This is a genomic window from Chryseobacterium subflavum, from assembly GCF_055762745.1.
The window spans coordinates 396124-417577 of sequence record NZ_JBVTMR010000003.1; the positions used below are offsets into that span (position 1 = coordinate 396124).

21 protein-coding genes are annotated in these 21454 nt (G+C 31.4%); all 21 read right to left on the minus strand.

The annotated features are described in order from the left end of the window. Window positions 1-76: 76 nt before the first annotated feature. Window positions 77-622: a dTDP-4-dehydrorhamnose 3,5-epimerase gene (gene rfbC / locus AC0INN_RS15335; protein ID WP_273649065.1), complete on the minus strand. Its 546-nt coding sequence runs from the start codon at window positions 620-622 to the stop codon at window positions 77-79. 62 nt (window positions 623-684) lie between these two features. Next, window positions 685-1629, minus strand: a complete 945-nt coding sequence (locus AC0INN_RS15340) for a sugar transferase (RefSeq protein ID WP_273649067.1) — start codon at window positions 1627-1629, stop codon at window positions 685-687. Then, complete coding sequence (locus AC0INN_RS15345; protein WP_273649069.1) at window positions 1626-2687, minus strand: glycosyltransferase; 1062 nt, start codon at window positions 2685-2687, stop codon at window positions 1626-1628. The genes AC0INN_RS15340 and AC0INN_RS15345 overlap by 4 nt, the downstream gene beginning before the upstream one ends. Window positions 2688-2689: 2 nt before the next feature. Continuing rightward, window positions 2690-3820, minus strand: coding sequence for a hypothetical protein (locus tag AC0INN_RS15350; RefSeq protein ID WP_273649071.1), 1131 nt, complete (start codon window positions 3818-3820; stop codon window positions 2690-2692). A 12-nt stretch (window positions 3821-3832) separates the two neighbouring features. Next, window positions 3833-4645, minus strand: coding sequence for a glycosyltransferase family 2 protein (locus AC0INN_RS15355; protein ID WP_273649073.1), 813 nt, complete (start codon window positions 4643-4645; stop codon window positions 3833-3835). Next, window positions 4645-5721, minus strand: a complete 1077-nt coding sequence (locus AC0INN_RS15360; protein WP_273649075.1) for an EpsG family protein — start codon at window positions 5719-5721, stop codon at window positions 4645-4647. The genes AC0INN_RS15355 and AC0INN_RS15360 overlap by 1 nt, the downstream gene beginning before the upstream one ends. 32 nt (window positions 5722-5753) lie before the next feature. After that, on the minus strand, window positions 5754-8138 hold the full coding sequence (locus tag AC0INN_RS15365) for a GumC family protein (RefSeq protein ID WP_273649077.1): 2385 nt from the start codon (window positions 8136-8138) through the stop codon (window positions 5754-5756). A 115-nt stretch (window positions 8139-8253) separates the two neighbouring features. After that, the gene (locus tag AC0INN_RS15370) at window positions 8254-9285 is read right to left on the minus strand and encodes a glycosyltransferase family protein (protein WP_273649079.1); all 1032 of its coding nucleotides are present in this window, start codon (window positions 9283-9285) and stop codon (window positions 8254-8256) included. Beyond that, the gene (locus AC0INN_RS15375; protein ID WP_273649081.1) at window positions 9282-10586 is read right to left on the minus strand and encodes an oligosaccharide flippase family protein; all 1305 of its coding nucleotides are present in this window, start codon (window positions 10584-10586) and stop codon (window positions 9282-9284) included. Before AC0INN_RS15375 ends, AC0INN_RS15370 begins: the two co-directional genes overlap by 4 nt. A 355-nt stretch (window positions 10587-10941) precedes the next feature. Continuing rightward, window positions 10942-11568 (minus strand): DUF3575 domain-containing protein, encoded by a 627-nt coding sequence (locus tag AC0INN_RS15380; RefSeq protein WP_273649082.1) that lies wholly within the window; start codon window positions 11566-11568, stop codon window positions 10942-10944. Between the two features lie 29 nt (window positions 11569-11597). Then, window positions 11598-12182 carry a sugar transferase gene (locus AC0INN_RS15385; protein ID WP_273649083.1) on the minus strand — a complete coding sequence of 195 codons (585 nt, stop codon included), beginning with the start codon at window positions 12180-12182 and terminating at the stop codon, window positions 11598-11600. A 112-nt stretch (window positions 12183-12294) separates the two neighbouring features. Continuing rightward, window positions 12295-13434, minus strand: coding sequence for a DegT/DnrJ/EryC1/StrS family aminotransferase (locus tag AC0INN_RS15390; protein ID WP_273649084.1), 1140 nt, complete (start codon window positions 13432-13434; stop codon window positions 12295-12297). A gap of 96 nt (window positions 13435-13530) precedes the next feature. After that, window positions 13531-14082 carry a sugar transferase gene (locus tag AC0INN_RS15395; RefSeq protein ID WP_172280018.1) on the minus strand — a complete coding sequence of 184 codons (552 nt, stop codon included), beginning with the start codon at window positions 14080-14082 and terminating at the stop codon, window positions 13531-13533. Window positions 14083-14112: 30 nt separating this feature from the next. Beyond that, entirely contained in the window at window positions 14113-15015 is a 903-nt protein-coding gene (locus AC0INN_RS15400) for an NAD-dependent epimerase/dehydratase family protein (protein WP_273649086.1), read from the minus strand. 28 nt (window positions 15016-15043) lie between these two features. Then, window positions 15044-16252, minus strand: coding sequence for a glycosyltransferase family 4 protein (locus AC0INN_RS15405; RefSeq protein ID WP_273649087.1), 1209 nt, complete (start codon window positions 16250-16252; stop codon window positions 15044-15046). 4 nt (window positions 16253-16256) lie between these two features. Next, on the minus strand, window positions 16257-17393 hold the full coding sequence (gene wecB, locus AC0INN_RS15410) for a non-hydrolyzing UDP-N-acetylglucosamine 2-epimerase (RefSeq protein WP_273649089.1): 1137 nt from the start codon (window positions 17391-17393) through the stop codon (window positions 16257-16259). A gap of 11 nt (window positions 17394-17404) precedes the next feature. Further along, window positions 17405-18523: a polysaccharide biosynthesis C-terminal domain-containing protein gene (locus AC0INN_RS15415; RefSeq protein WP_273649090.1), complete on the minus strand. Its 1119-nt coding sequence runs from the start codon at window positions 18521-18523 to the stop codon at window positions 17405-17407. 59 nt (window positions 18524-18582) lie between these two features. Further along, window positions 18583-18987: a WxcM-like domain-containing protein gene (locus tag AC0INN_RS15420; protein WP_273649092.1), complete on the minus strand. Its 405-nt coding sequence runs from the start codon at window positions 18985-18987 to the stop codon at window positions 18583-18585. 48 nt (window positions 18988-19035) lie between these two features. Then, entirely contained in the window at window positions 19036-20070 is a 1035-nt protein-coding gene (locus AC0INN_RS15425) for a polysaccharide biosynthesis protein (protein ID WP_172280025.1), read from the minus strand. Next, a complete protein-coding gene (locus AC0INN_RS15430) occupies window positions 20070-20606 on the minus strand; it encodes a CatB-related O-acetyltransferase (RefSeq protein WP_306613945.1) in 537 nt (178 codons plus the stop codon). The genes AC0INN_RS15425 and AC0INN_RS15430 overlap by 1 nt, the downstream gene beginning before the upstream one ends. 4 nt (window positions 20607-20610) lie before the next feature. Continuing rightward, window positions 20611-21454, minus strand: an 844-nt coding sequence (locus tag AC0INN_RS15435) for a glycosyltransferase family 4 protein (RefSeq protein ID WP_306613947.1), incomplete at its 5' end; no start/stop codon positions are given.

Sequence of the window (21454 nt, forward strand, 5' to 3'; positions counted from 1 at the left end):
GCAAAGATACGAAATATTAAAAAGTTTGAATCAAAAAATAAAAACCACTTTAATAAAGTGGTTTTCAGTAAACTGTTTAGAAGTTTTTTTCTTTAAGGCTGGGAGCATTTTTATCTTTTTCGGATAAAAGCATATCTTTTTCATCAACCATCCAATCAATATTAAGATCTGTATCATTAAATCTCACTGCACCTTCCGATTCTTTATTATAGAAATTATCACATTTGTAAGCAAAGACAGCAGTGTCACTTAATACAGAAAAGCCATGTCCAAATCCTCTTGGTATATACAACTGAAGCTTATTTTCTCCTGTAAGCTCAATTCCAAACCATTTTCCAAAAGTGGGAGAATCCTCTCTTAAATCCACTGCAACGTCCCAAACCTTCCCTTCAAGACAAGACACTAATTTTGATTGTGCGTGTTCACCTTTTTGCAAATGTATCCCTCTTAAAACTCCATAAGATGATTTAGAAATATTATCCTGAACAAAATGTCCATTCATTCCCGTCAATTCTTCAAATCTTTTTTCATTATATTTCTCAAAGAAATAACCTCTATCATCTTCGAAAACCGTAGGTTCTATAATGTAGCAGTCTTTAAGTGGGGTTTCTTTTATTTTCATATTTATTTGTCATATAATTGTTATAAATTATGATTTGAATTATAAAATATTGTTATTATATTTTAATGACTATTCATAGTCAAAACTACTTTCACTGTTTTTAATAGTGTATGTAGATCCAAACCAAAACTATAATGCTTAATGTAATAAAGGTCGTATTCCAATTTCTTTAAATTATCTTTCGGAGTAGCCTTTGGTAAATGTACTTGTGCCCAGCCGGTAACACCCGGTTTAACCAAATGTCTTAAATCAAAGTAAGCATTTTCTTTTACAGATTCTTCAACAAACTTTGGTCTTTCCGGTCTGGGACCAATTAAACTCATATCTCCATTTAAAACGTTGTAAAGTTGCGGTAATTCATCAATTTTCGTAATTCTTAAGAACTTTCCTACTTTCAAAAGCCTATCATCATTCTTTTGTGTAAAATCACCATGATGATGTAGTTTCATTGTTCTGATCTTAAAAATTTTGAAGGGGACTGAATTTTTACCCACTCTTTTTTGTGTAAAAAAAACACTTCCTGGCGAGCTAATAAAAACCAAAAAGCAACCAATAGTAATTAATGGTAGAGCAAATGGTAAGATTGTTAAGCTCACAAAGATATCAAATATCCGTTTAAATATTTCAGCATTTCTTTTAAGCCCTATTGAAAAAACATTATCAGCAAAATATTCATTAGTTTCAAACTTAACTAGCGGGATTCTCTTATTTACAATTTCATAAAACTCCTGAGCGTCATATACCTTAACCCCTTTAATTCTACTTTCAATTATTTCATTAGTCACTTTCTCTGAAATATGATTAATGTTTGAAGTTTCGATGATTACAGTTTTAATTTTTAATTTTAAAATATACTCTGAAATACTTCTCTTTTCCGTTTCAGTATTAAAGAAAATAAATTTATTATTTTCAACAAAGTGCGTATCTTTAATTAGTTTATGTGTAATATCACTAACATTTACAAAAAGAAGCCTCTTTGAAGTTGATAATTTTGAAATATTCATCATTTTGTGTTATGCAAATACAGATCTAAATATTTATCATACATCTTTTCGATTGTAAACTTATCTTCGAAAATTTGTCTTGACTTTTTCGCAAATTTCTCATAAATATTTGGATTAGAAAGAATAAAAGTAATGGAATTTATAATTTCCTTCAAACTTTCATTGGATACTAGTTTCCCATTATTATCAACAAGTTCGGAAATACCTCCCACATTGGATGCTATTATAGGTTTTGAATAGCATAAAGCTTCTATTAATGATATAGGAAGCCCTTCATAATCTGATAATAAAAGGGCTAAATCAGCATATTGATAATATTTATGTGCTTCCTTTTTTTCACCCAACATGATAACATTTTTTGGAACTTCGGCGACACTCTCTTTATTACCAATCCAAACGAATACATAATCCGACTCCAAAAAATTCTTTGCTACTTCGCAAAATAGATCAAATCTTTTAGGGGGAGCAAGTCTAGAAATAGAAATGATTATTTTCTTACCTACACCATTTTTAATTTCAGATAAAATATCATTGTTATTATGTTCTTTTTTTAAAGCCATGTAATCTTTAATTCCGTTTTGAATCAAATGAATATTCTCTTTAATTCCTTCATTTCTGAGATTCTTAAGGTCATATTCACTGACTCCAACTATGGCACGACATCTTTTTTTCAATGACCTTTCTATTGATAAAAATTTCCGATACCTTAATCTTATAGAATCGAACCCATGCACTGTATAAATTATTTTAGATTTTGGAAAACATAGTCTCCCTAAAATTCCAATTTTAGAAGAATGTAAGTGAATGATATCCGGTTTAATTTTTTTATAGAGAATCATTAGATCTCTGGCAACAAGAATATCCTTTAAACCTATTTTGTGTTGAAGACTTTTTAATTTAACTTGTATTATATTTTTGTTTAATAAATCCCACATTTCTCCATGAACTGAAGAAACTACAAAAACTTCATGTCCTTTTATTATTGATTGTTCAGCCAAATTTATTACTACAGATTGCGCTCCGCCCAATTCTGCAAGTGTAATAACATGTAAAATTCTCATCCTTACCGGGTTAGTTTTATATTCTTTGATTTTCTTACATTAAGCTCAAAATCTTGTAATTTTTGTGTATCATTAATTTTAATTCTTGAAAAAATAATATTTACACGATGTTCTTGGGGAGTCTTCCAATAAGCTATATCTCTACTCGATATCCATTCTGCATTTTTTATTATGATATTTCCTGCCGTATCAAATTTATTTTTCTCCGCATTTAAAGAGGTCAAAAATCCATGCCTGGATCCAAAATCCGTATGTCCTTCAATTAATATACTAGTTATTTTAGCATCTTTTAATTCATCAGCACCTAAAGCATTAAGATTTACTGAAATCCCTGCAGAGCCATTGTTAAATGTATATACATTTTGAACACTAATATTTTCCAGTATATCTTTATACCAACTTGGTTCTATATCAATACCTGATTCAGGATCATGCCCATATGTATTAGATATAAGTATATTTTGAACTTTTACATTCTTTCCGGAAGTAATAGAAATTCCATTTCTTCTTGCACTATCAACCCAGCCACCCGAAACTATTACCTCCTCGGAAAAACCACCGTCTTCTGATCCTATAAAGATTCCATCACCATAAGTTTCAGATATTTTGGGATTTACAATCTTTATATTTTTAGAATTCAAAATAGAAATCCCAGCACTCCATTGTCCGGTTTGTTCTATTTTATTATTCCTACTTCCGACGATTACCGCATTTATTATTTCAACATTATGAACATTATATATTTTAAGTATATCGGAAAATCTTTCATGGGCTGGTCCTAAAAACTTAATCTTTGTATTTTTCTGAAAAATTATTCTTTTATTGGATCCAATTTTCAATCCGTTTTTATTAATAAATAACGTAGCATCCGGAAGTAAGATATTTTCATTATTATCAATAGCCTTTTGAATTATATCAGTGTGATCATTCTCTTTTAAAAATGAACTGTCTACACCAACAAAAAAAATATTACTATTTTTATAATATTCATTTGTATAATTAGGGGAATAATATTTTGAAATAAGATTTTGAGAAACATTTTTTATCGAAAAGTTTTGTGCACTTCCTTTGCAGCTTATTAAAAATCCACAAAATATGCCTAAAATATATGTTTGATTTATTTTTTTATACATATTATTCATTTGCTATATAAAAAATTTGTAGTTTTTTTTCTCTATTTTCACCCTATTCCTATTTTGGATTAGTACGTTTTCTTTTCCTATAGAAGCAAAAATAAAATATACAACACAAGATAATAAGTATTTTACAGAGAATTTAAAATAATCCAGAGAAAATTTATGTTTTTTCAACATATACCAAATTCCAGGAAGTCCTTTAAAATACTTTTTGTAATAATTATTACCAATCTCTCGATAAAAAAGCAGAGGCTCTCCTGTTACTTTAAAGGAGCTTTTATTCTTTGTTCTTAACCAAAGTTCTGCATCTTCAATCCGAATTGCATTAACGTCATAGGGATTATTTTTAAACCAGACAGTTTTTGCAATAACAGTTGGATGAACAAACGTATTTGCAGAAACAAGCTTATCATCCAATAAATCATTTCTCTTTCCAACGACATCATTATTTTCATCAATAGAATAAGCATTGCTACCTAAAACATCAATTTCAGGATTATCTTTTAAAATTTTGATCTGCCGTTCAATTCTTTTCGGATGCATAATATCATCTGCATCCATTCTTGCTAAAAATATCGTCTCTGTCATATCGGGAATTTGATTTAAGCGATACCCCAGATTAAGATTTAGACCATCCGAGAAAACTTTTACTCTCTGGTCTATCAAATATTTTTGAGCAATTTTTAAAGATGAATCCGTAGAACCATCATCGATTAACAATAAAGTAAAATCTTCGAATGATTGAGATAGGACAGATAGAATTGTTTCCTCAAGATAGTCTTCGGCATTATAAAAAGGAATTGCTATAGTAACTTCTGCCATTATTTATTATAAATATTAAAAAATATAAAAATAAATATAAGAAAGGTAACAGTAAACATACCAAATTTTGCAGTATTCTTTACACTAAATAGTGGAGATAGCAAAAAAGGTATCGTTATCCAAGACATTACACCCCATCGATCTGAAAAAGGAATTTGAAACATCATAAAAAACACACCACTTATCAGCATATAATATTTCAGGAGTAATTTATAGTTGTTATTTTCATTTTTTAACAACTTAAAGTTGATAAATGAAAAAATTAATAAAAAAATTGTATTAAAAGCTGCAAACTGTAATTTAAAACCCACTACAAATTCCTCAGCTCCTATACCCTTGATGTAATAATCTGACTGTCTACTATCAATTACAAAGTTCAATAAAGATCCTAAAGATATAATACTTCCGCCTAATGCCGAAACTACTAATAAAATGAAATACCAGAAATAATAAAAATTTAATGTTGCCTTCTTAGCAAATAAAACAATTAGAAATAAAACTAGAACAACAATAGTTGTTGAATGAAACCCAATTGCAAGAATAAATGGAATTATCCAGCTGATTATATTTCTTCTCTCTTTAAAATAATAACTCACTCCTAATAATACCAGAGCAAGAGATACCCCTTGCCTAATGATATTAATACCCAGAGATAAAAAGAAAAAAAGACTTACAAAGGAAAAAGCTACCAAAAGAAAATTGGTCTCAAAACTTTTCAATAAATTATCAATACTCCAAAAAATAATAAGAGTATATAATATACTTATACCAAATAAAAAGTACCTATAATCTTCAGTAAAAAAATGGAATAAAACAATAAGATATTTAAAAGCAATCTGTACACCCAAATCTGCATAATGATTCAGAAACTGCCATTTATACATTTCTGTATCAGATCCTACTTCTGAATCTCTAAAGCCAAATAAAACCGCTATAATTATAAAGAGTATTCCAGTAACAAAACGAGAAATATTATTGTAATTCTTTTTTTTTATGTCTACATACATGGAAAAAATAAATGCTGCCACAGCAAATACAAAGTAAATAATATAATACTTTAAATTAAAAACCTCCATTAAATCTCTTTTAACATCATATTGGCTACTAATTACTTTTTACCAAAAAACGATTTCAATTTCCCTAAAATAGTAGTTGATTGACTTGTATTTGTATAACCATAACCGTGTTTATTTCCATAACCGAAATTTTCGGATTTCACATCATTTAAAACAAAATTTGCGTTTTTTAATTTATTGTCACCAGCTATATTATTAGCATATTCAATAAATGCTTTTTCCGTTCTCTCTGATCTAACAACATACAATGAAACATCAGCAAATTTTGATATCACAAATGTATCCGTTACTGGCATCAATGGAGCAGAGTCTATAATTATATAATCATACTTATCAGCAAGATTATCCAATAAAACTTTATAATTACCATTTTCGAAAAGCTCAACAGGATTTGGAGGAATAATTCCTGAAAATATAAAATCACAGTTCGGATTAAAACCACTAGGATGAATTATGTCTTCAACTTTATTAATACTACCATACAAAAATTCTGAAAGTCCATAAGCATTTTTCATTTCAGGCTTATACCTTTGTAATTGTGGATTTCTAATATCTGAACCTATTACAAGCACCTTTTTCCCGGGCTTAGCAATACTTAGTGCCAAGTTAACAGATATAAAAGTTTTCCCCTCTCCTTTTACGCTTGATGTAACTAATACGATTCTATTCTTTTCTTTCGAAATCGGCAGAAGTAAATTAACATTTGTAGCCAGAATTCTAAATGCTTCTGCCAGTTGTGACACATCATTAACCTGAATCAAATTACTATCCTTTGAAGTTAAGTGAGGTATTTCAGCGATCACCGGAATATTACTTACCTTATCAATACTCTTTTTATCAGATATTCTAGTATTAAAAAAATGTTTTAGAAAGATAATCAAAAATGGAATGGCCAGACCTAATAAAACCGCTACCCCTAAAATAACCATTTTCATAGGTGCTACAGGTTTTCTTTTGTTGTATGCTAAATCAAGCACTCTAGCCTTATCTGATGACATTGCTAAAGTAATTGCAGTTTCTTCTCTCTTTTTTAGTAGGACCAAATACAATTCTTCTTTGATTTGTTGTTGTCTTTCAATATTTCTAAACAAACGCTCTTGAGAAGGGACTTTTTTTAATTTGCTATCACTTTTTTGTTCTACGGAAGAGACGTTATTAATAGTTAATAAAATATTTGATTTACTTTTAGCAAGACTTTCTTTGATTGCGGATCTTACAACCTTTATCTCATCATTCAATGCTTTAACAAGTGGGTTTTGAGGTGTTGCATTTTCAAGCAATCTGTTTCTGTCAGTAATTAATTTATTATATGCAGAAATACTGTTAATAGCAGCACCATTATCCAATCCGATATTTGCAGGTAACACCTCATCATAAGATTTGCTATTCAAGTAATTAATATACATATTATTGAGTTCCAATTGAGTATAAAGCTCTAATTTCCTTCTTTCAGCTTCTGTACCGGTTTGCAAATCTATTCCAGCTTGTGAAGCAATATCGACGATTTCATTGCTTTTTTTGAAATTTTCTTTTTGAACTTCAACATCCCCAAGCTCTTTAGAAATTAATCTTACCCTCTCATCTATAAACTCCTTAGTTTTCTCAGATTCTGTATTCTTTTCAGTAATAGCCTCATTATTATACTTCCCTACTAAAGTATTCAGAATATCTTTTGCTTTGTTAATATTTTCATATTTTAGTGATAAGTTAATAACTGTAGCTTCTTTGTTACTCAAACTAACATTCAAAGCCTCCTGCAAATTATCAATAGTAGATAATTTATCTGTATAATTAAAATATAATGAATTAAAATTCGTAGTTTTTGATAATTGTTTAGGATTAAAAAGAGGGTTTTTTATAATCATCAGATTAGCATAAGGCAAACTAATCGTCTTATTAAAAAAAGTTTTTATTGGTTTATCCAATTCATCAGAAGTTAACTCTAAGGCATTACCGTTAATTTCCAAATTAATTTTTTTCTTTGGTAAAAGAGAATAGGGTTTCTCGTTTATAACTTGTATAATAATTGGTGATTGTGTTCGGTATAATTCTGTGTCATGAAAGGTGCCAATACTGTATATTGTACATTGTAACGGTAAGTCATTAACCACCTGAGAGAGGATTTTTTTAGAGGCTAAAACTTCCATTTCATTTTCAACTGTATTCGAAGTTAAGCCCGAAAAACCTGACAAGCCTTGCATTGCTGCTATATCAGCAGCCCCATTACCAGATTTTTTTGCATCCTTAATTAAAATTTTCGTTAGTACTTCAAATACAGGGGTAGTTTTCTTTATGAGCAAAACTCCTAAAATCGCCATAATAAAAACTCCAATAACAAACCAATACCATTTCTTAATATATGGTTGTATAATATCCCTTAACGAATCTTCTTTCAGAATATATTGATCTTCCCTCATTTCTTAATTTTCCTTAATTTTTTGATTGACGAAGATAGATAAATTTGCTTTTAAAAAAAACTTTAGAAAAAAAACCTATTTCAGGTAAACAACTTTATCTATCTCACTAAAATAATTATTTATAATATTTTGTTATTGCATGTTTTAGAAGAAGAATATACCGGTCATCATTGTAATAGTTTTGGTATATTTTCTCCAGCAAAGGTCGTAATTTATTAAGATCAAGATTCGATTGATGATGTTTTATTATTTTTTCAGCAATCATTTCAATTGTCTCTCCATCACTAACTTTAACACAAAAAGAATCAAGATTTAAATTTTCTTCAAATGAATTTACAACATTACTATAGATCGGTAGTATACCAACAGATAAATAGGAATTCATTTTTGTCGGAGTAGCTACATTGTTTACCTTTATATTATCTCTTAATAGAAAGCCATATTTGTATTGAGATAACTCATCATCTAATTTATTCAGCGAAACGTACTTAATAACAGCATTTTTAATTTTGTATTTCTGTAAAAGCTTTTCAGCTACAGATTTTTCACCTGTCAATAAAGTAAGAGAAGCATCCGGGTATTGATTCTCTATCACTTTAAAAACTTTTAATGTTTTATCTATGCATTGCCACGCAAACATTCCTCCAGCATAAACAAATTTTAATTTTTGATATCTACTATCCTCTGGAATTATTAAGTCATCTCTTAAATTTTTATTATAGCATGGAATAACTAGATAATTCCTGGGCACTATCTCATATTTATCTTGATAATGCTTTTGCATGGCATGAGAAACAAACAATGAAATATCACTTTGAACTAATGCTTTTTTTTCGAAAAATTCTAAATAGCGTTTCATTATAGATGACCTTAAGCTTCTGCCATGCAACAAAAAATATTCTTCAGGGCCTATCCCTTGAAACCATGTCATAATTTTACTTTGAGGATTAACTACCTTTATATGGTATGCGTCTGCAGGTGTTATTGCCACTATAAAATCAGAATCAGATGCTTTAAATATTTTTAATTTATCTTCCACAATAAAGCCTAAGCTTATAAAGGCTCTTTTTATTAATTCCGTATAGTATATTGTAGCGTCATTTCTTGTCTTTAAGGGCAGATAGAATGTAACTCTTTTTTGCATCATTTAAAGAAATTTTTAATTAATAAAAATTGGATTAGGGTATGAACTAAATAACTAAACAAGTATGCTAAAGAAATTCCTACGGCCCCTAAATTAAAAACCATAACCAGCAAATAATTCCCACATAAAAGACTGATACCCCAAATAAAATTCACCCAAAGTCCTAACCACATCTTTCCCTGGCTAGCAATAAGTTGTCCTATAACATTATTTACAGCGATAAAGCCTGTTGTTATAAACATTATTATCATCGGAACTTGAGCATCATTGTATTTATCACCATAAAACCACACAATTACAGGAGATATAATAACAAGTATTATCACTATAAAAAGCGATATATAAAGATTCAACTTTATATTTTTTTTAAATATTAATTTATAATTTCTTTTATCATCTAAGCTAGATGTAAGCATGGGTAAGGCAATTTGAGAAAGAGCCACAGGAATGAACAAAACAGTATTACGCCATTGATTAGCAATGTCAAAAATAGCCATTTCTTTAAACCCATTAACTTGGTTGACTAAAATATTATTACAAATCCAAATAACGGGACCAACCATAATTCCCGCCAAAATTGCGGGCAAACTAAAGTTCCAAATAATTTTAATTTCTTTAAAGTTATCTTTATGAAAAATCCTTATTTTATAATCTTTATAAAATAACTTTTTTAAGCTATAATAATTAAGAATAAACAAAAACACAAAATTACTTCCAAATGCTATGATTATTTCATACAGTGAGAAATAAAAGGTAGATATAATTAGTAAGATTGAAGATAATAATCCTGCAACCGTAGTGTTTATTGCGCTTTCCCTAAATTTTTCCAATCCATTAAGAATTCCACTTTGAATACCATTAATTGATGAAAAAAAAAGGATAAACGAACTCATCTTTATTTCCCTAGTTAATTGAGGAGCTGCTATTTGTGAAGCTATTATAGTTGAATTAAAATATATTAATAAAGCAATAATTAAGCTTATAGATATTGCAAAAAAGTTAGATAACCCAACAATCCTTTCTATTTTCTGCTTGTCTAGGTTTTTATACTGTGAAATATATTTTGTAGCAGTAATTCCCAGTTCTAAACCTGCAAACATGGCAAACATTAGTATGGTAGACTTAATAATACCAAATTGACCATATTCTTCTTTATTCATGATTCTAGCCATGATAATAGTAGATACCAATAAAGATAATTTTGACACAATGTTGCCAATTAAAATCCAAAAACTATTGTTAAAAATTCTTTTGTTTATTTCAGATGATTTCAAAATCAGAATTTTCTCACTAATCCAGCCCATTAATAATATTTAATTTTTCATAAATACAATAATACTTCATATATACATCATTCAATAAAATTAATCTAAGCTTCAAAGTAATATCATTTTATCATTCTTGCAAATTTCAACTTTAATAATGACTTTATTCTCATCTTATTGATATGCACTCATCTGTTATTAATATTCTAGAAGAAATATTAATGTAAAGTATAATTATAAATAATTCACAGCCGCAAATATATCCAATATTTATATATTTTATTTTTATATTGGTTAAATATATTAAGTGCAAATATTTTTATTGTGCTACTTTTTAAATTATCGTATCCCTAATAAAATGTTCTAATAATCTAAAATAGGATTACATTGTTCTCTATTTTATTTTATAAGTCAACATCAAACCACCCCGGGTAGGAATCAGCTCTCCACTTTTATTAAATTTGGTTGCTCCTTCGTACCTCTGATTATTATCTTTAAAATATCCTTTATAGAAGGATTGTGTAGTCCCTATTCCTGCATACAGATCCAAACCCCAACGATCATTAATAGTAAAATGATATCCTCCACTTATCCCAAAAATAAAAGCAATACCCTTCTGATAACGTCCCGTAACACGAAAGCTTCCATCAGGCAATACTTCAGGGTGTCCATTTTCGTCCAGTACACGCTTATCATGCCAGTAATTCCATTTTTGAAGGTTAAATGCGGCCATCGAAACGTAAGTCCCGACATACCATTTTTTCAAATTCTCTTTAAAATAATATCTTCCTTCAACGGTCCCCACATACATTTGTAAATGTCTTCCAGCAAAAGATTTCCATGGGGAAACAAACGCTTCGGCTTGTAATGAAATCTTATTTGTAATTGGCTTTTCAACGGCAATATTGTAGATACCTATCGGAGCAAAAAGAGTGTTTACTTTTACTTCTATTTGTGCATTCAGGACAGATGCCAGAAATAAGCTGCTTATAAAGCATAGTTTTTTAATCAGAGATTTCATTAGAATATAACATTTTTCTTATTAATATATTATGTTTTGAGTACTGAAAAGGTCTTGAGGAGTATATAAAGGTCATTTTTAAAGGAAAGATGATGATAGTAATCAAGGTTCATTTTTACTTTATCCGGAAATAAAATCTCATCATTATATTGTAAAGGATTTTTCTGCTGAGCAAGTATTTGTTCTTCATTCCGATATTTAATTCCTGCTTCACTGGTAAGCCCAGGTTTAAGAAGCAGAACAAAACGATTTTCTCCTTCAAGTTTATCATAATACCCGGGAATATCCGGGCGAGGTCCAACTAAAGACATATCCCCTTTTAAAATATTAATCAACTGAGGAAGTTCATCCAGTTTATATTTTCTCAGCCATAGGCCGATCCTTGATTTTCGAGATGTTTTAGGATCCAATGTTCTGAATTTGTAGACATTAAAAATTTCACCATTCAAACCTATTCGCTTCTGAACAAAGATCCCAGGGAAACCGGTATCTATAGAAGCTATAATTACTAATAAAAAAAACAGAGGTAATAAAAGAATGACAGCAAAAAAAGCTATGCTGTAGTCCATCAACATCTTCCAAATAGGGTATTTTTTCACAATCTCTGGATTCATTACAAATATATGAAATATGTCTCTAATATGAGAAAAATAAGCAAAGTGTACCGATTTATTAAAAAAATATTCACCTGGAATTTTTATACAATGACTGTGACATATTTTAGAATCAACTGTGCTTGAAAAAATCTTTTAAAACTCTAGCAATCCTTTCTTTATGCTCAATGGAAAGATTAGATCCGGAAGGTAAACAAAGCCCCGAATTAAAGAGGTTCTCAGCTGTTTGTCCTCCATAATATGGAAAGTTTGAAAAGACAGGCTGTAAATGCAAAGGCTTCCAGAGTGGTCTTGATTCTATATTATCATTAAGAAGAGCGAGACGTAAATCCTCTCTTGTTTTTCCCGTTTTTTCAGAATTTATTGTGATTGCAGATAGCCAATGATTCGAGTAGAAATCTTCATTAGGTTCTGTAAAAACATCAACTCCGTCTATATTTTCAAATAGAGCAGTATAAAAATTATGAATACCTCTTCTTGCCTGAATCCTATCATTTAGAACTTTCATTTGTCCACGTCCTATTCCTGCAATAATATTACTCATTCTATAATTATATCCTGTACTTGAATGCTGATAATGAGGAGCATCATCTCTGGCCTGTGTGGACAAAAATATCGCCTTATTCTTATCTTCTTTAGAATGGCATATCAATGTCCCTCCACCAGATGTTGTAATAATTTTATTCCCATTAAAGGATATGATACCAAATTGACCAAAGCCACCACAAGGTTTACCTTTATATCTGGATCCAAGTGATTCCGCAGCATCTTCTATCACCGGGATCTTATATTTTTCTGCAATAGATAAAATTTCATCCATTTTGGCAGGCATTCCATAAAGGTGTACAACAATAATAGCTTTGATTTTTTTTCCTTGTAAAAGCCTGTCTTTAATAGCCTCTTCCAAGGTAACAGGGCACATATTCCATGTTTCCGGTTCGCTATCAATAAAAACAGGATTGGCATTGCAATAGATAATCGGATTGGCTGACGCAACAAAAGAGAAAGTTGAGGTCAAAACATCATCCTCATTACCTACCCCTAAAAGCATAAGAGCCAAATGTATTGCTGAAGTAGCAGAATTCAGGGCACAAACTTCAATATTGCCTCCAAGAAAGCTCCTTAGATCATTTTCAAATTCATCAATATTATTGCCTATTGAGGTAACCCAGTTTTTCTGAAAAGCATCATCAATGAATTCCAATTCATTTCCTGAAAGATGAGGAGGGGAAAGCCAAATTTTATCGTGCATCGTGTGTTATTGAGAAGCAAATATAACTTTTCCTACTGAATTTTGACATTCATTTTTTCACTTATGGAAATACTGGTATTTTTTAGTAAAATAGATTTATTTTTTGATTCTGTCTCCCTGACCTTTTCCACCAACTGTGGCGAAAATATATTTTAAATAATCCGATACCGTTAGATTTTTAAGCATTTCAGCGTCTTTTTCTGCCAATTCAACCGGTGTTGACATATCAATTTCATTGATTTGAGCCAGACCTGTGATCCCAGGAAGGAAATTATAAACACCTCTTTTATCTCTCTCTTCAATCAAATCTGTTTGATTAAAAAGGTTAGGTCGAGGACCTACAAGACTCATATCCCCTTTTAAAACATTAATAAGCTGAGGAAGTTCATCCAGCTTAGACTTACGTAAAAATCCTCCGAATTTAGTTACAGAAGAGGTACTTGAAAGATGCGTTGCTACAGATTTTGTATTCACATGCATCGTTCTGAACTTCATTAATTTAAATGGCCTTTTTTGCTTCCCCACTCTTTCCTGGAAGAATATAGGAGAGCCGGTGTCAAATAAACCGATAATATACAATATTACTCCTATTGGCCATAAGAATAAAATTCCAAAAAAAGAGAACAAGAAATCAAGTACGCGTATCATTATAATAAAATGTTTAAAAGTTGATTTTAATTAAATATTAAAACTTTGAATGGTCTTTGTTAATCCCTCCTGAACTGTTACAGGCAAAGATTTAATTTTCAGCTCTGTTTTTATCTTCTGATTGGAAACGACATAAGATTCCGTAAGCTTTTTTAAGCGTTCTGAATTTAGGGGTAAATGTAATTTATCCCCCAATTTAGCCATTCCTTCAATCATTGTTTTAGATATACTCCACAACTTTGCTTTTTTATTTACTGCAGAATTAATTGTCCTGATGAGATCATTTGTCGATATAGCATCATCATCTGCGAAATTATAGATCCCTGAGGATACATTTTTATTCATGAGGATTTCATTGACAAGGAAGTTGAGGTTATCAATACTTAAAAAGGACCTCTTATTCCCAAATGCAGCTAAAGGCCATGGTAATCCTTTTTTTACCACTTTATACAATAAATTCAGATTCCCCTTATTTCCGGGACCGTGGATCATACATGGACGAATAATATATACTTTTTTCCCTTCTGGTAAAGATTGATTAAAAATATATTCTTCAGCTTCTTTCTTGGATTTCCCGTATGGAGTATAAGGGTTTGCCTCAGCTTCTTCAATTAAAACATGATCTACTCTATCTGCTACAGCTTTTACTGAGCTAAAGTAAAAAAACTCTTTAATTTCTGAGTTTAAGAATTTGTTAAATAATTCAATTGTCAGATCCCTGTTTATTTTATAATACTCCTGGTCATCAGAAGTGTTGGATGTATCATGTGCCTTCCCTGCGAGATGGATTATTGCATCACCATTCATAGGAAATTCATTTCTCCAATTTTCATTTCGGAGAGATAAGGAAGTAACATGATGATCCTTTGATTCTAAGAACGTTGAAAGGTTTTTACCTACAAACCCAGATGCACCGGTGATCGTTATATTCATACTATATTTTTTAATCTGACAAAGGATATTATTTTCCTTTGATGATATTTTCTAAATTGGATATACAACTGGACATTCTGAAATTATCCTCATAATACCTCCTGCTGTTTTCTCCTAATTGGGTAAGTACTTCTTTTGATAAACCGGAAGCCTTTAAAATGGTATTTGCAAGCGATTGATAATCTCCCGCAGAAACTGTAAACCCACAATCGGCCTCTTTAACATTATCTGCCCCTTCTCCATTCAGCATTGCAATTACAGGTTTGGAAGCACTCATGTAGGCCTGTAATTTCGCAGGCACTGTAAGGTTAAATATCGGATCATCTTTCAGAGTAACAAGCATCACATCAGCTTTATCAAAAAAACTGGACATCGCTTCTACAGGAAACCTACCCATTGTAAAAACCGTTTCCTGTAACTGGTGTTCTTCTATAAATTCTTTTACGAAAGGCATTTTCCGGCCATCTCCTACCAGTATAAATTTAATATCCTTTTTGTCTCTTAGTTCCAAAGCTGCCTTTACAATATTGTCCAGATCCTGTGCTTCTCCGATATTTCCAGCAAACATCACTTTAAATCCATCGGGTAAGGATGGAATGGGAAAATCTTTATTCCCTTCTGATATCGTATCTTCTGCCCAGTTAGGAAAATAAATGATCTTGTCATCAAAATTCCCTTTCTGATTGATTGACTTTCTGAATCCCTGGGAAGTAATCAAAATTTTCTCTGAATTCTTATAAAATCTTTTGATAACATTTTCATAATAATTCAATATCCATTTGTTTTTTACTCCACCCGCGATGGATAAACTTTCAGGCCATAGATCCATAACCCAGAAATAGACCGGTGTCTTCCATATTTTATTCATGAGAAGAGCAGGATAATACTGTGTTATTGGAGACGGTTCGTGTACAATAATAGCATCAAACTTATTATTAAGACCCATTAAAAAGGCTTTAATCGAAGCAAAAACAGCAAAACTATAATAGTTGATAAATAGCCGTATTCCACCTCCTTTCCCTCTGGGAAGAAGTAGTGATCTTATCACTTTTACACCATTAACAATTTGTTTTCTATTTTTAAAAACACCGTACCCTTCAAAGATCTTACCCTCAGGATAATTGGGAAGTCCCGTCAATACAGTAACATCGTGACCTTTCTTTTTTAGTTCAAAAGCGAGGTCATTACTTTTGAAATTTTCCGGATAAAAATACTGTGTTATTATAAGAATATTCATAAGTTTATTCTTCGCTCCAAACTACTCTCTTGATGTAATCCGTATATGAGATGATAATTCTTACTACTTTTTCAGATACATTAGGCATCGAATAATCGGCAACAGGTCTGAAATTACGTTGCTGCCCTATATTCTGTTGTTGTACCTGCACAAGCCCTTGCATAATGCGCTCCGGAGATAAGCCTACCATCATTACACTGGCTTCTTCCATAGCTTCTGGTCTTTCATGAGCCTGACGTATGTTGAGAGCTCTAAAGTTAAGAATTGAAGATTCCTCTGAAATTGTTCCTGAGTCTGATAATACAGCATAAGAACGTTTTTGAAGGGCATTATAGTCGTGAAAACCAAGCGGTTTTAAAAACTGAATTTCAGGACGAACCTCTATTTTCATCTTATCAATCATATTTCTGGTTCTTGGATGAGTAGAAACAATGATAGGATACTGATAATGTTCTGCAATGGCATTTAATGAATCTATAAGTCCTCTGAAGTTTTTTTCAGAATTAATATTTTCTTCACGATGAGAAGATACTACAAAGAATTTTCCTTCTTCAAGGTTAAGCTTTTCAAGGACATCGGAAGCATTTATTTCAGGGAGATAATGATTCAGTACCTCATACATTGGCGACCCTGTTTTAATAATTCTGTCAGCAGGTAGTCCTTCACGCAATAAATATTCTCTTGCAATATCCGAATATGTAAGATTCACATCAGCTGTGTGATCTACAATCTTACGATTGGTTTCTTCAGGTACTCTTTGATCAAAACACCTGTTCCCTGCCTCCATGTGGAAAATAGGAATGTGTCTTTTTTTTGCAGGAATTGCACACAGGCAGGAGTTCGTATCTCCAAGAACAAGGAAAGCTTCTGGTTTTAGCTCTTCCAGCAAAGGATCTATTTTAATAAGGATATTACCTATGGTCTCTGTTGCTGTTTTTCCAGCTGCTTCCAAAAAGTAATCAGGTTTCCTTAATCCCAGATCGTCAAAGAAAATCTGATTAAGTTCATAGTCATAATTCTGACCCGTATGAACGATGATATGTTCTATTGCTTCAGATGCATCCAAAGCGGATAATACTCTTGATAATCTAATAATTTCCGGTCGTGTTCCAACAACCGTCATTACTTTTAATTTTTTCATTAATTAATATTTTAAACTTCTACAAAATAGGTGTCGGCATCTTCTGGATTATATGCTTCATTAATCCAGAAAATAGTGTACAATTCTTCTTCACCAATATTCTTAATATTGTGGGTATACCATATCGGCATATCCACATATGCGGGATCCGACCCGTCCAGATAAAAATCAAGGACTTCATCAGAATCTATTTTTCTTAGCTGAATTAATGCTTTTCCTTTAATTACAGCAAAACGTTCGATTTTTCTGGTATGAAAATGATTTCCTCTTGTGATATTAGGCACTGTAGTTGAAAATGAACATTGCCCTCCTATGCCTAACCGGATGATCTCAACAAAAGCACCTCTGGGATCTGTATGTTGGGTAAACTTTACCGGGTAGTGCGTTTTATAATCAATATAAGAACGATAAGTATTAAATAAATTATGTTCAAAAGAATTCTTTAATGTAGGAATCTCACCATTCTCAAAATACAAACTTTTGAATTGATTAAGCAGCTCCAACACCTCAGATACTTTTCTGGATGCAGTAGCTTCTATAAAAAGTTCTTCGGTACTTTGTCCTGAACGGATTTCTTTAATAATACGATCAACCAGTTCCTGAACATAAATTAATTTTACCTCACCATCGTTTGCAATGTTAGGGGTTTCTCCATGGGTTAGCTGATGGCAGAAAGTAGCAATAAAAGAGTTATAATATGGCTTACCAAAAGCTCCAAAAACATTTGGAATGATCAAGCCTGTTACTTTACCATCATTTGCCTTCGCCCAATTGATAATTGCTTCCCTACCCTCACGTTTTGATTTGCCATACAAATTATCTCTTTCCTCTTGCGTTGAAGATGAGATCAGGACATGCGCCCTGGAATTTGTACGCTTTAATGAACTTACTAAATTTTGAGCTAGGGCTACATTGGTTTCATAAATCACTTGCTCACTTTCATGACGGTTCATCGCCGCTAAATGAATAATGACATCACATTTAGAAACGAAATCATCTAGCTTGTCCTGACTTTCAAAAAATTCTTTTTTAAATTCAACGCGCTCAAATTCCTCTGGAAATAATCCTAAAGTATTATATAAGTGACGACCAACAAAGCCATTTTGTCCAGTAATTCCAACTTTTCTCATTTAATTATTTTTAAAACAAATATTGGGTTATCTGTTATTAATTGTTTAAGATTATTACTTTATTTAAAATAATCTAATTCAAACCGATACTCATCTTCAATCTCCCCCAATTCATAATCAGCTAATACAAGCAGTTTGCTTTCTTCTTCCAAGCTTTGGATAGCAGTTAAACAACCAGCATGAATATGCAGATAGGTTAAGGCTTCTGAAGAAAGTATATATTTATTTATTTTCGCATTTGTTGAAGGATTGTCAAAATCATCTATTACGATAACAGATATTTCAAATTTCCCTTTCATACAAGCAAACCAACGTTGTTCAATTTTATGCCCCTGCCACCCTCTGACAAATTCAGTTGAATGATTTTCTATTGTATAAATACGTTTAATTTTCGTAGCATCAAACTCATTGTTATAGGTTATAATGCCTCTTATATCTTCGTGCCTGTTTCCTTTTAATATCATCAACTATATTTTGATAATTGTTTGAACTCTAATTTTAATTGATAAATTCTAAGGATATTGCATAACATCCTCTCCAAAAACTTCTTTCCTTATTAGCGGAAGAGTAGATATCAATTTTTTTAAACCTTCTACACCTTGTTGTTCTGTATTATGAGAATGATAGTCTTCTATTCTGGATATATCTTCTTCTCCTTCAGAGAAGTATTTCGCATAGTTCAAATCACGATTATCTGCAGGAATACGGTAAAAATCCCCCATATCTTCTGCTTTGATCATTTCCTCACGAGTGCATAGTGTTTCGTAAAGCTTTTCACCATGACGTGTCCCAATAATCTTAACAGGGACTTCTTTACCTGTCAGTTCAATTAGTGCTTTTGCTAAATCTCCAATACTACCTGCAGGAGCCTTGTTTACAAAGAGATCCCCCGGATTGGCATTTTCAAAAGCAAATAATACCAGATCTACAGCATCTTCTAAGGACATGAAAAAACGAGACATATTGGGATCTGTAATTGTTATGGGCTCTCCCTTTTGAATTTGATTTAAAAATAAAGGAATAACAGATCCTCTGGAAGCCATCACATTTCCGTAGCGTGTTAAGCAAACTGTAGTATCTTTTAAATTACGAGCTTCTGCTACTGCTACTTTCTCCATCATAGCTTTGGATATTCCCATTGCATTAATAGGGTAAGCAGCTTTATCTGTTGATAAACAAATAACCTTTAAAACTTTGTTTGCTGCAGCGGCAAGAATAACATTTTGAGTTCCTTCTACATTAGTTTTTACAGCCTGCATAGGGAAAAATTCACATGAAGGAACCTGTTTCAATGCAGCAGCGTGAAAAATATAATCCACTCCTCTTGTTGCCGGTTCTACAGAATTATAGTCTCTTACATCACCTATATAATATTTTATTTTTTCATTTTTATATAGGTTACGCATATCATCTTGTTTTTTCTCATCACGAGAAAATATACGGATTTCTTTAAAATGATCCGTTTGTAAAAATCGATTTAAAACAGCAGTTCCAAAAGATCCTGTACCGCCTGTTATTAATAATACTTTATCTTTAATTCCTTGCATTACTTTGTATAGTCGTTAATCGTTATTTCTAAATTTTCTTTTAGCATTTTTTTGTGCTCATCAATTTCTTCTTCAGTAAATCTATATTTAATAAACTTAGCTGGAGAACCTCCAACAATTGTATATGGCTCTACATCTTTTGTAACAACAGAGTAAGCAGCAATAATTGCTCCATTACCAATTTTAACACCTCTGCTTATAAAAGCACCATACCCAATCCATGCGTCATCTCCTATTATGGTCTCTAATTCTGCTTCTCTACCAGAAAAAATGATTGGTTTATTTGGATTCTTATAGTAATGATCTCCTCCAACAATCTTAACTTGAGGAGCCAGCATTGTATATCTCCCGATTTTAACTTTGGGATAGATTACACACCCTGGTCCGATGTAAGAGTATTCTCCGGCTTGCAGGTCTCCCGATATCTCTGACTTTCCCCCCATATAAAATGTTTTATGTACATTTTTGAGTCCATAAGATAATCTAAAAAATCTCATTTTTAAGTCTCTGTATAGTTGTCGGATTATCCCTTTCATTGATTTAGCTTAAAGATTTATTAATAGCTCTTTTAATTTCATTGGCCATCATTTCAGGAGTTCTATTATTGATGTAATGGTTATATGCATTTTCATTCATTTTATGAACTTGCTCCTTATTATTGATAATCCATTCCATTACATCTGCCAAGTTCTCCTGCTCTTTGTATATTATACCGTTATATTTATTTTTTATATTAAAAATTTCACCTCCCGTAATAGCGTCCTCTCTCGTTACGAATGAAGTACTATTACCCATAGAGTTTAGAACGGATAAACCTGCCTGATTAGGTGATATACATGCGATGGATTCAGCAAATATTTTAGAAAGTTCTTTAGCATCATAAATACTTCCAAACAATACAATTTTATCCGCTATGTTCTTTTCCTTAATAAATTCTATAATTTTCTCTTTTTCCGGGCCATCTCCTACAATTAATAATTTAGGGCAATCGTTCCTTTTTGTGTACAATAGATAATATGCTTCAAGTAACTCTCCTATTCCCTTCTGCGGATACAATGTTCCAACAAAAAGAAAATCTTTTTTATTGTTAACATCTGATTTAATTACATTTTCAACTTCTGTAGTATTATGAGCCACAAACAGTTTTTCTTCAGGAATTCCTGCTTTTATATATCTTTCCAACGGATAAGAACTATAAAATAGCGTAAAATCAGATTTTCTTGAAATATAGTACCTAAATTTATCCCATGTCGTTTTAGAGTCAAAACTATTTTCATATGAAGCAGTCACTCCGATTCCCCAATATCCAATCTTATATTTTCTATTTCTTCTTAAGCAAAGTAACATAAGACTAATCCATCTGAGATTAGATAATCCAATTACC